The organism is Rhodanobacter fulvus Jip2, assembly GCF_000264315.1.
GTDB lineage: Bacteria > Pseudomonadota > Gammaproteobacteria > Xanthomonadales > Rhodanobacteraceae > Rhodanobacter > Rhodanobacter fulvus.
This window is the reverse complement of the sequence record NZ_AJXU01000023.1, coordinates 1-11,612: the sequence shown is the minus strand read 5'-3', so window position 1 is coordinate 11,612 and position 11,612 is coordinate 1. Positions and strand designations below refer to the sequence as shown.

7 protein-coding genes are annotated in these 11,612 nt (G+C 67.9%); 3 read left to right on the top strand and 4 right to left on the bottom strand.

Translation table 11 applies throughout. The features are described 5' to 3' along the window. Positions 1-882, bottom strand: an 882-nt coding sequence (locus UU9_RS17260; RefSeq protein WP_007080566.1) for an alpha/beta fold hydrolase, incomplete at its 3' end; no start/stop codon positions are given. A gap of 246 nt (positions 883-1,128) precedes the next feature. Here UU9_RS17260 and UU9_RS04655 point away from each other — a divergent pair. Continuing rightward, on the top strand, positions 1,129-2,145 hold the full coding sequence (locus UU9_RS04655) for a DUF535 family protein (protein ID WP_237710214.1): 1,017 nt from the start codon (positions 1,129-1,131) through the stop codon (positions 2,143-2,145). Between the two features lie 8 nt (positions 2,146-2,153). Here the strand turns inward: UU9_RS04655 and UU9_RS04650 are convergent, their stop codons facing one another. The 3 genes from UU9_RS04650 to UU9_RS04640 all read right to left on the bottom strand — a co-directional run bounded on the left by UU9_RS04650 (position 2,154) and on the right by UU9_RS04640 (position 6,268). Further along, a complete protein-coding gene (locus UU9_RS04650; protein WP_007080564.1) occupies positions 2,154-4,520 on the bottom strand; it encodes a TonB-dependent siderophore receptor in 2,367 nt (788 codons plus the stop codon). Between the two features lie 174 nt (positions 4,521-4,694). Next, complete coding sequence (locus UU9_RS04645; protein ID WP_007080563.1) at positions 4,695-5,669, bottom strand: FecR family protein; 975 nt, start codon at positions 5,667-5,669, stop codon at positions 4,695-4,697. Positions 5,670-5,701: 32 nt separating this feature from the next. After that, complete coding sequence (locus UU9_RS04640) at positions 5,702-6,268, bottom strand: RNA polymerase sigma factor (RefSeq protein WP_007080562.1); 567 nt, start codon at positions 6,266-6,268, stop codon at positions 5,702-5,704. Between the two features lie 201 nt (positions 6,269-6,469). Between UU9_RS04640 and UU9_RS04635 the strand changes: the two genes are divergently transcribed. Both UU9_RS04635 and prmC read left to right on the top strand, forming a co-directional pair. After that, a complete protein-coding gene (locus UU9_RS04635) occupies positions 6,470-10,582 on the top strand; it encodes a hypothetical protein (protein WP_040670277.1) in 4,113 nt (1,370 codons plus the stop codon). Beyond that, the gene (prmC, locus tag UU9_RS04630) at positions 10,575-11,402 is read left to right on the top strand and encodes a peptide chain release factor N(5)-glutamine methyltransferase (RefSeq protein WP_007080560.1); all 828 of its coding nucleotides are present in this window, start codon (positions 10,575-10,577) and stop codon (positions 11,400-11,402) included. The genes UU9_RS04635 and prmC overlap by 8 nt, the downstream gene beginning before the upstream one ends. Positions 11,403-11,612 lie beyond the last annotated feature (210 nt).

Genomic DNA, 11,612 nt, shown 5'->3' with positions numbered 1-11,612 from the left:
GGAATAGATCAGAGCATCCTTCGCTGGCGGATATGGAGCATGTGTCAGCACAATGATGGGCATGTTGCCGAAATCCCGGCGTGTCGCGCGGGTCTCGTCGGCGCTTACACCCGAAAAGTTAAGGCCCTCAGACGTCGTTGCAGCCTGGTATTTTTCTCTGGCTGAGTATTCCAACATCACGTCATTGATCGCATTGCTAAAGCGCGGATAGGGTTCACCCACACATTTTTTGTAGACGGGCGAGTCCTTCGGAATCTGTCCGCCCTTTATCGCATCCATGCAAGACGTGTCGTTCTCGTCGGACCAGTGAGCCAATGCCTCGGGCGTCGCAATCGTCTTGAATCGCGTTGATTGGTCTTCGTGGGAGGGGTCAACCAGGACCATGCCCACCACTTCATCGCGGTAGCGATCAGCGAAAACGCGCGCCGCCATTCCGCCAGCGGAATGGCCTACCACAATATATGGCGGTCTTATACCGACCACCTGGAGCGCCCGATGAATGTCGTCGACGTCGTTGCCCGCTGTGCTGGGGCGCGTCGCGGCGTCGCTGAATCCGAGGCCGGCGCGGTCATACGAGCAGGTCGCGTTCTTCTCGCTGATTGCGGGTTGCACTAGCGCCCAAGCGATTGTCGAGTCACTGAGGCCGGAATCGAAAATAATGGCGGGGGACCCAGTGCCACGACAGTAAAGATTGATGTGCCGCCCGCCGCCGACGTCTACGAGCCGGACGGCCTTCGTATAGACCGGGTCGGTGATGATCGGCCCAGGGGGAACTGGTTGCGCCGTAGCCAGTGCAGAAATCGATAGACAGCTGATTCCCATAGTCATGGCCAACGTTTTCACGTTCATCTTCTTCCCCTGTGCCTGCAAATTGTTGGGCATGGCTGGTATGGCGGGTCGCGTCTAGCGTGAAGCTTGCCTACAAGGCTCCGATTCCGCCAGCAACGCTGACGCCTTCCAACTTTTTCGGGTCGCATGTCATTTTTGGGTCGAACACTGTCTGCTGAGGCCAGGTGCAGGCTGGCAAGCTCCTTCAAAGCACCATACCAACCCATTTCAAAATTCCCCCGCCCGCGCGTCTTAAAGATCAACTCGGCGTTACGAGGTGAACCGATGCGCATGGCACAAATGAATACAACCGGCATGTTGTGGCTTGAGGCCTTGCGTCGCCGCTGGTCGCTGCGGCTGGTCGCTGGCGAGAGCCGGTGGCAGTTCGTGGTGCACATGGCTGGTTGGGTGCGGTTGTTCATTCGGCAGACGCGGTGGCTGCATGCGCTGGATGCGCGGGATACCCTGCGGCGGGCGGCGCAGGCGGATCCCGGGCTCTACGAGCGCTGGCATCGGCCGTATATTTCGACGCATTTCGATGGGGATACCCGGCGCCGTATCGTCAGCTCGCACTATGCGTTTGTGATGCGGCGTTTTCCGGCGCGGTTGGGCGAGCGCATCGTGTCGGGCGGCAGTGCGCGGCTGGCCACGTTGCGGCTGGACGGCGCGACGGGGGCGTATCTGAGCCTGCGCAAGCCGTCGCGGGGCGACGCGGGTGAGCTGAGCCTGTTGTTGCTGACGCTGGACAAGCAGGTGCTGGCGTCGTGCATCCTGACCTTCGACCGTAGCGACAGCGTTATCGTCGGTGCCGTGAAAGGCGCCGGTCCCCACACACCGGCCGAAGCGTCGCGCGAATTCATCCAGGCCAGCCATGGCCTGCATCCGACCGACCTGCTGGTGTCGCTGGTGCGCGAGTTGGCGGCACTGCATGGCTTGAAGCGCATCCGTGCGGTCGCTTCATCGGCGCGTGTGGCGGGCGTGTCGCACGGGCCGGACGCGGACGGCGACGATGCTTTCTGGCGAGCGCAGGGCGGCGTGCCGTCGTCGTCGGGTTGTCTTGAATTGCCGCTGTCGCTGATGCGGGCGCCGTGCGCCGATGGGCCGCGCAGCCGTCGCGAGAAGCGGCAGCAGCGGGAGGCATTCCGCGAGAAGGCTTGCGCGGCTTTCGCCGCCGCGTTCCGTTCCACGGACGAACGCTTTCCCGCTGGCGCGACGGCTTCGGTTTCGCGCGATGCCGCCGCCATCGTCCACTCACGATCGCCGGCCGCGCAGCAGCCGGCATCGGAACACGGCGGCATGCTGGTGGCCGGCTTGTGAGACGCGCTCTAGAAGTCGTAGCTGGCGCTGAGCAGGAACGTGCGCCCTTCGCGCACCGGCACGAACGACGACTCGGCATTGACGGCGTACAAGGTGCGCGCGAACAGGTTCTTCATGCCCAGCGTGGCCGACCACGCGTCGCCGTAATAAGTGAGGTTGGCCTCGGCGCTGAGCTGGCCGGGGATGGCGAAATAGCCGCCGCTTTCCACGCGGCCCCGGGTGCGCGAGCGCGCGAAGACGCCGCCGGCCACGCCCCAGGATTGCAGCGCGCCGGGCTGGAAACGGTAGCTGGCCCAGGCGTTCCATTGATGCCGGGGCGCGCCGTAGGGAAGGCTGCCGTCGTGGTTGCGGACGCGCGCGCCGGTGTAGCTGGTGGACACGTCCAGCCCCGGCAGCATCTGGCCCTCGAATTCGATCTCCACGCCGCTGTTGGTCTGGCCGGGGCCGGGCTCCGCGAAGTGGGGCGGCTCCGGCGATATCCGGTTGATGCTGTGATCCAGGCGGATGCGGTACCACGCGGCGGTGAGCCGCGCGCGCTGGTCGAACAGGTCGAGCTTGGTGCCCACCTCGATCTGGCGCGACACCGAGGGCGGCAGCGGGCGGCCATCCTCGCCCAGCAACGCGTCGACCTGGAAGCCGGTGTTGCTGGAGGCGTACAGCGACACATCAGGCGCGGGTTTGTAGACCACGCCCAAGCGTGACACCCACTTCGAACGGCGCGTAGCGGGGGCGTCGCCGCCGGTCAGTTCGTAGGTGGCGTGGCGCACGGTGGCCAGCACATTCCATGACTCGCCGATCGACAGCTGGTCCTGCGCGAAGATCCCGGTGTTGCTGGACCAGGAGCCGCCCAGCGGCCGTGTCCGCATGAGGGTGACGTCTTGCGAGTTGACCGATGGCAGCAGGTTGTCCGGTCGCAACTCGGCGTTGATCGCCGCGCCGGTAACGACACCGGAGGCGGCGCTGTTACCGGTGTGGGTGCGGGCGTAGTCGATGCCCAGCAGCACGTCATGCACCAGCGCGCCCTGGTCGAAGCTGGCCGCCAGCTCGTTCTGCAGCGTGTAGAACGCGTCGGCATAGCGGTAGGTGCTGGCCATCGCCTCGGTCAGGCCGAAACGCTGCGTGTCGGCGAACGCCCAGGCCTGGCCGTTGCTGTGCTGGCTGACGTATTGCCCGCGGCTGCGCAGGCTCCAGGTGTCGCCCAGTGCCTGCTCGGCCATGTAGAACGCGCGCCGGGTGCGGAACCGCGCATGGTCGTCCGGGCTGCCCAGCAGCGTATGGAACGACGACGACTCCGCCAGCGATGGCCCGAGCAGCACCGTGTGATCCGCCACCGGTACGCGATTGTCGATGTATTCGAGGCCGAGCAGCAGCTGCGTGGTATCGCCCTGCCAGGCCAGCGACGGCGCCAGGTAACCACTGCGCTGGCCGTGGTAGCCCTGCACCGTGCGACCGGCGCGATTGCCGGCGGCGACCAGGCGGTAGGTCAGGCGCCCCTGCTGATCCAGCGACCCCGCCAGGTCGATGCCCAGCCGCGTGCCGTCGTATCGCCCGGTGGAGAACAGCAGGTGCCGCACCGGCTCGGCCTGCGGTCGCTTCATCACGATGTTGACCGAGCCGCCGAAATTATTGGCCACCGATGCTTCGCCGAGTATCGTCTCCGGCCCCTTCAGCACCTCAACCCGTTCGATGCCGATCAGCGGCGGCAGATCCTCGATGCGCGCCACGCCGTTGGGCATGCCGTCGGTGAGGCCGTTGCCGGTGCTGAAGCCGCGAATGCGGAACAGCGGCGGGCCGCCGAAGCCGTCCACGTAATCCACGCCCGCCACATGGCGCACCACGTCGGCCACTTCGAAGGCCTGGCGGGAATCCATCAGGTCGCGGGTGACGATGCTCACCGACTGCGGCAGGTCGCTCAGCTGCGCATCCGTGCGGGTGGCGCCGCGGGTGGTCTTGCCCAGGAAGCCGACGTCATACAGCACCAGCCCGGAAACCTGCACGGCATCCAGTACCGAGACGATCGGCACGCTGGGTTTGGTGCCGCTGAGCGGGCTCCGGTAGGAAATCGCCGGGGTGAAATGGCGCTGGCGCACCACCACCGTGCGCTTGCCGATCACCTCGTAATCCAGGCCGGTGCCCTTGAGCAGATGGGCCAGCGCCGCTTCCACCTTCAGGCTGCCGGAGGTGCCGGTACTTTGCCGCCCCGCGATCGCGGCGCTGGAGGTGAGCACCTGCACATCGGCCTGGCGGCCCAGCGCCATCAGCGCGCTGGACAGTGGTTGTGCCGGGATCGAGAAATGGGTCGTGCCGCTCACCAACGCGGGCGCCGGTGCGGCATCGGCCGGCCCCGGCCAGGCCACCGCCGCGCCCCACGCCATGCAGGCGACAAGCGCATGCCGCCGCCATCCTGTTGAGTGGCGCGACGTCATCCGCCGCACGTCGACGCATCCCGCCGGGCAACGGTTTCCCGGTAGCGCAGGGGTGGCGTGCGCCGGTCGCTGCGGCGCGGTTGACGTGCTGCCATCTTGCCCTGCATGCGACGCGTGATCCGGTTAGGGTTGCCCGGTGCTCGAAAGCACCACGTGGTCGGCGAAGGTGCTTACCTGCACGGGGAAAACATGCGGCAAGGCGCCCACCCAGCTGTCGATGGTAGTGGTGTTGACGGTGCCGGTGAACATCAGTTCGCCCAGGCGCGGATCGGCCAGTTGTATCGGCTGGTGGCTGTAGCGGTTGACGTTGGCCAGCACGGCCGCCAGCGGCTCGTTGACGAACTCCAGCCGATGCTGGCGCCACGCCGCCGCGTGTTCGACCGCCACTGCGGAAACGCTGACCGCGCCGGTGGTCGGGTCGTACTCCGCACGCTGCCCGGCCACCAGGTCCAGCCGGCCGGAGGCGGCGCCGGCGCCGAGCGACGTGCCATCGGACGGCGACAGCCGCACGCGACCCTCGGTCACCGCCACGCTGACACGTTGCCCGGTGCGCCGCACGTTGAACGCGGTACCCATATCCTCGATGTGCAACGGGCCGGCGGTGACCACGAAGGGGCGGCTGCTGTCGTGGGTGACGGTGAAAAACGCCTCGCCCGCACGCAGGTCGATGTCGCGTCGATCGGCGGCGTAGCGGGTGGTCAATGTCGATGCCGCGCCGAGCTGGACGGCGGTGCCGTCGGCCAGCTGGATGTCGCGGTCTTCACCCACGGCGCTGGCGTATTGCTGCGCTGGCGCGGCCATGTCCAGCCCGCCGTGCAGCAGCCACCAGCCACCCAGCGCCAGGCCGATCACGGCGGCTGCGGCGGTGGCCATCAGCGGGCGGCGATGGCGTGCGGCGCGCGGCGGCGCGAATTCGTCGATCAACTGCTGGCGCTGCTGACTTGGCGCGTGCGCGATCGCCTCACCCAAGACATTCAGCTGGGCGAAGGCCTGCGCGTTGCCGGGGTCGGCGGCCATCCACGCGCTCCAGCGTTCGAGCAGATCCGCGGACGGCTCGGGATCGCGCAACTGGGTCCACCAGATCGCTGCCGTGTGCATGGGGTCTTCCCCGAATCCAGTCGTGTTGGCCATTACGGCGCCTCCGGTGCAAAACAGCGTTCTCGACAGTGCGCCATGGCGTGGCTGACGTGGTAGCGGACCATGCGTTCGCTGAGTTTCATGTCGACCGCGATCGCGGCAAACGAGCGGCCTTCCACCACGTGCAGCACGAACGCCCGGCTGGCCTTGGCGGGCAGCTCGCGCAGTGCGGCCTGCACCTTCTTCCACTGCTGGCTGGCCCACAGATGCTGCTCGGGCCACGGCGTGGCGTGCACGTTGTCGTCTATCGGGTCGGGCGGCACGTTGGCGCGCACCACGCGTTTGCGCAGGTAGTCCATCGACTGGTTGATCGCCATGCGGAACAGGAACGCGCGCGGGGATTCCACGTGCGTGAGGTCATTCATCGTCAGCAACTTCACATAGACTTCCTGCGCGATCTCCTGCGCATCGGTGCGCGAACTGAGACGGCATTGCAGCAACGCCACCAGGGCGTCGTGATGCTCGCGATACAGCGCAGCCACCTGCCCGGCATGGGCGGAAGGGCCGCCTGGGCGCGCGGCCTCGGGGCGGGGATGTTCCATGCGGTACGGACTGTCCATCAGCAGGGTTTCATGGCGCTCGGCTCGGGTTTTCGGCGTCTTCCTGTCTGAGACGTGCGAGCCGGGGGGATTTGAAATGGCGGGTTTCGGGGCCGGTGGTGATCGCCGGGCCGATCGCCGCGGATTGTATAGGCCGTGGGCCTCGTCCAAGCCGTGTTCCACCTACACTGTGCCGGCCAGCAGGCACACAGGGAGAAATGCATGCGTCGTCGATCGCCAGGATTGCCCGGCCTCGGGCTGTTGGGTTTGCTGTGGTTGCTGATCGCCGTGCCGTCGCTGGCGCAGGAGGTACCGCCGCCGCTGCGCGACTGGCAGGGCTGGGTGCTGCACGACGTGCCGCAGCACGGCTGCCCGTTTCTCGCCAGCGAGATGCCGAACGATGGCAGTTACCAATGCGCATGGCCGGGCCGGCTGACCGTGGATGCGGACAAGGACGGCGGCCGCTTCAGCCTCGACGTGCACGTGGATGCGCCGACCTGGGTGGCGTTGCCGGGCGACGCCAGGACCTGGCCGCAACAGGTCAGCGTCAACAAGCAGGCAGCCACGGTGCTGCAGCGCGACGGCGCGCCGATGCTGTGGCTGGCGCCGGGCGACTATCAGCTGAGCGGTACGCTGCCGTGGGCGGCGCGTCCCGCGCGCCTGCGCGTGCCGGCCACGATCGGGCTGGTCACGTTGCGCGTCGATGGCGCGGCGGTGGCGCGTACCGAACGCAACGGCGATCAGCTCACGCTCGGTGAAGCGGCCGCGGCGCAGCGTGCCGCCGACGCGTTGTCGCTGCGCGTCTATCGCCGCCTCGGCGACGGCCTTCCGGCCACGTTGCAGACCCAACTGCAGCTCACTGTCAGCGGCAGTGCGCGCGAACAATTGCTGGGGCCGGTGTTGCCGGCCGGCTTCGTCGCCACCACCTTGTCCGGCGACCTGCCGGCGCGGCTGGAAAGCGATGGCCAGCTGCGCGTGCAACTGCGTCCGGGGCAATGGACCGTATCGCTGGACGCGCGCAGCGTGGCGCCGCTGCACAAGGTGACGCTGAAGCTGCCCGCCGCGCCATGGCCGCGCCAGGAAATCTGGAGCTATGCCGACGACACCGACCTGCGCAGCACGCGCGTCGAAGGCCATGCCACCGATGCCGCCCAGGCTGGCGTGCCGGGCCGGTGGAGCGAGCTGCCGGCGTTTGTGCTGGATGACGCCGCGGGGCTGTCGATCGAACAAGGCAGCCGTGGCGATGAAGGCGGGCAGGGCGACCAGCTGCATCTGCAGCGGCAGATGTGGCTCGATTTCGATGGCCGCGGCCTCAGCGTGGCCGACACGCTGACAGGCGAACTGCGCCATCACCAGCGACTGGACGTGGCCGCGCCGTGGCAATTGCAGCGCGCCAGTCAGGCGGGCGATCCGCTGCTGATCACGCAAGGCGAACACGGCGCCGGCGGCGTCGAGTTGCGCGATCGCACGCTCGATCTGTCCGCGGGTTTGCGCCTGGCTGCGCACGCGGGGGCGATCCCCAGTGCCGGCTGGCAGCTGCCGCTGGAAAGCATCGACGCCATCTTGCACCTGCCGGCCGGCTATCGCCTGCTGGGCGCGGTCGGCGTGGATCGCTCGCCCGATTCGTGGGTGGCCCAGTGGAGCCTGCTCGACCTGTTCGTGCTGGCGCTGATCGCCCTGCTGGCGGGCCGGTTGCTGGGCTGGCCGTGGGCGCTGCTGGCTGCGGGCTACCTGGTGCTGGCGCAGCACGAGAACGGCGCGCCGTTGTGGGGTATCGCCAGCGTGTTGGCGCTGGCCTTGCTGCTGCGGGCGCTGCCCGAAGGACGCCTGCGTGCAACGGCGCGCATCGGCGCCATGGTCGTGTTTGCGCTCACCGTGCTGTCGACCCTGCCGTTCGCCGCCGGCCAGTTGCAGTACGCGTTGCATCCGCAGCTCGAGGGGCAGGGCGTGGAGCACGCTCATCTGCAGAAAGAGAAAGAGCGCATCGTGCAGGACGAGTTCGTCGCGCCACCGCCACCTGCGCCAGCGGCGCCAACCGCTTCCGCCATGGCGTCCCGGCCGATGGCCGAGAAGATGACCATGGCCAGTCCGTCACCGCGGCTGGCATCGCGGTCCGACGCCAATGTCCGTATCGCCGCTGCCGCCGTCGACAAAGCGGCCGATCGCATCGATCCCCGCAGCGTAATTCAGGCCGGCGCAGGCATGCCGCGCTGGGATCAGGGCAACAACTACCGCCTCGGCTGGTCCGGGCCGGTGACGGTGGAACAGAGCAGCCGGCTGGTGATTGCGCCGGCGTGGCTGGTGCGCGTATTCCGCGTGGCGATGGTGTTGTTGCTGGCGGCGCTGCTGGGGCGGCTGGTGACGGTGTTGGGGTTGCCGTGGCGCGGTCGCTGGCCGCACTGGCGTGGTCGCGGCGTAGCCGGTGCGGCGCTGCTGGCATTGGCGTTGTTGCCGCACGGCGTACGGGCGCAGGAGATGCCGAGCCAGCAGTTGCTGGATCAGTTGCGCACGCGCCTCACCGAAGCGCCGAAGTGTGCACCGAGCTGCGCCGAGCTGGCGCAGGCGCAGTTGCGCGCCAGCGACGATGCGCTGGACGTCGAGCTGGAGGCGCACATCGGCGCCGCGGTGGCGCTGCCGTTGCCGCAGGCCGATGACGCCCTGCAACTGCTCGCGGTGGCGGTGGACGGCCACGCGGATGCGCCGCTCACCCGCGATGCCGGGCAAGTGCTGGTGCGGCTGGATCGCGGCGTGCACCGCATCAGCCTGCGCTACCGCCTCGCCGACACGGACAGCGCCAGCCTGCGCTTTGCGCAACGGCCGCAGCGCGTCACGTTCAGCGGCGAGGGCTGGTCGCTGGATGGCGTCGATGGCGGTCGCGCACTGGGCGACAGCATCGCGCTGCATCGCGTGCGCACGACCGACGACGGCAAGAGCCTGCCGTCCAGTCAGAGTTTCCCGCCGTACGTGCGGCTGACCCGCACCCTGGTGCTGGGCCTGGACTGGACCGTGCAGAACGTGGCGGAGCGCATCGCGCCGCAGGAGGGTGGTTTCAGCACCACCTTGCCGCTGCTGCCCGGCGAGCATCCGCAGGGCGATGAGGCGCGAGTGCAGGATGGCCGGATCAGCATCACCTTCAACGCCAACAGCGATAGCGTGAGCTGGACCAGCCGCCTCGACCAGACCATCTCGCTGGCACTCAAGGCACCGGCGCTGGGCGAGCGGGCGGAGGTGTGGGCCATCCACGCGGCGCCGATGTGGCATGTCGACGCGAAGGGCGTGCCGACCAGCGCCAGCGAGGATGGTCTGTTGTACCAGCCCTTGCCGGGCGAAACCCTGCAGCTCGCCTTCAACCAACCGGTAGCCATGAAGGGCGACAGTCTCGCCTTCGACGGTGTCGAGCTGGCCAGTACGGTCGGCGAACGGGCGACGGAAACGGTGTTGAACCTGCGTGCGCGCAGTACCCGCGGCGGCGAGCATGCCATCGACCTGCCGGCGGGTGTCGAGCTGTTGGAAGCGCATCGCGACCAGCAGCCGATCAACCTCGCCGTGCGTGACGGCAAGCTCAGCCTGCCGCTGCTGCCCGGCGAGCACGGCTACCGCTTGCGCCTGCGCGAACCCCATGGCATCGCCACCCGCGTGCACACGCCGATCTTTGCCCTGCATGCGCCGGTGGCCAACATCGACCTGACCCTGCAGCTGCCGCAGGATCGCTGGGTGCTGTGGGCGTGGGGTCCGACGGCGGGGCCGGCGGTGCTGTACTGGTCGCAGCTGATTGTGTTGCTGCTGGCCGCCTGGCTGCTGGCGCGGTTCGCACCCACGCCGCTGCGCTTTCATCACTGGCTGCTGCTTGGACTGGGCTTCTCGGCCTTCGCCTGGAGCGCCTACGCACTGGTGGTGCTGTGGCTGATCCTGCTGGGCCTGCGTGCACGCGCGTCGTTGGAGCGGCTCAGCGTGACGACGTTCAACCTGCTGCAGGCCGGTCTTGCCGGGCTCACGTTGTTGTCGCTGATCGTGCTGATCGGCGCGGTGCCGACCGGCCTGCTGGGCCTGCCGGACATGCATGTGGCCGGCCAGGGTTCCAGTGCATGGAACCTGCACTGGTTCGCCGATCAGAGCGCGAATGCGCTGCCTGGCGCCGGCGTGCTCAGCGTCTCGCTGTGGGTCTACAAGATCGCCATGCTGGCCTGGGCGCTGTGGCTGGCGAACGCGCTGATCGGCTGGCTGCGCTGGGGATTCGACGCGTGGACGCGTGGCGACTATTGGCGCAAGAACGCGCCAAAAGCCGTCGCGCCGCCGCCGCTGCCGCCATCCGCAGGACCCTCGTCCGATGCCTGACGTACGCCACCTGCTGGTCGATGCCACGCAACAGCTCGGTGATCGTGCCGAGGCCGAGTTGCTGCTGCTGCACGCTGTGCGGCAGTCGCGCAGCTGGCTGTTCACGCATGCCGACGACGTACCCGATATGGACGTCCAGACGGCTTATGCGGAACTGCTGAATCGTCGTGCGCGTGGCGAGCCGGTGGCCTACATCATCGGCTCGCGCGGCTTCTGGTCGCTCGACCTGGAGGTGACGCCGGCCACGCTGATCCCGCGCCCCGAGACGGAGCTGCTGGTGGAGCTGGCGCTGGAACGCCTGCCGCGCGATTTTGCTGGCGCGGTGGCGGACCTGGGTACCGGTAGTGGTGCGGTGGCGTTGGCGCTGGCCAGCGGGTTACCGCTCTGCCGCGTGACCGCCACCGATGCCAGCGCGGCGGCGCTTGAGGTCGCGCGACGCAACGCGGCGAGGCTGGGGATCGACAACGTGGCCTTCGTGCAGGGTGACTGGATGGTGCCGTTGGGTGATGCGCGGTTCGAACTCATCGTCTCCAACCCGCCGTATATCGAAGCCGACGACGCGCATCTGGCGCGCGGTGATCTGCGTTTCGAACCGGCCACGGCGCTGGCCTCGGGGCGCGATGGGCTGGACGACATTCGCCGCATAGTGGCCACCGCGCGCGAACACTTGGTACCCGGTGGCTGGCTGTTGTTCGAGCACGGCTGGAATCAGGGCGACGCGGCGCGCGCGTTGCTGCGTCAGGCTGGTTATGACGACGTGTTCACCGCGCAGGATCTGGAGCAACGCGACCGCGTTTCAGGGGCGCGCAACCCGGCGTAGGAGCGCAACCCGTCCACAAGGGACTTCGGTCGTGCACCAAAAAGCTCTCGCTCTTTGAGCGTCTGTGGGAGCGACTTCAGTCGCGAGGCTTTTGCTCTTGAATGTGGCTCTAGAGCAAGAGCTTTCGATCGCCTTCGGCGCTCGAGTTACTTTTCTCTTGCGTGGCCAAGAGAAAAGTAACCAAAAGAGAAGGCCACCCCGCTTGGCGCT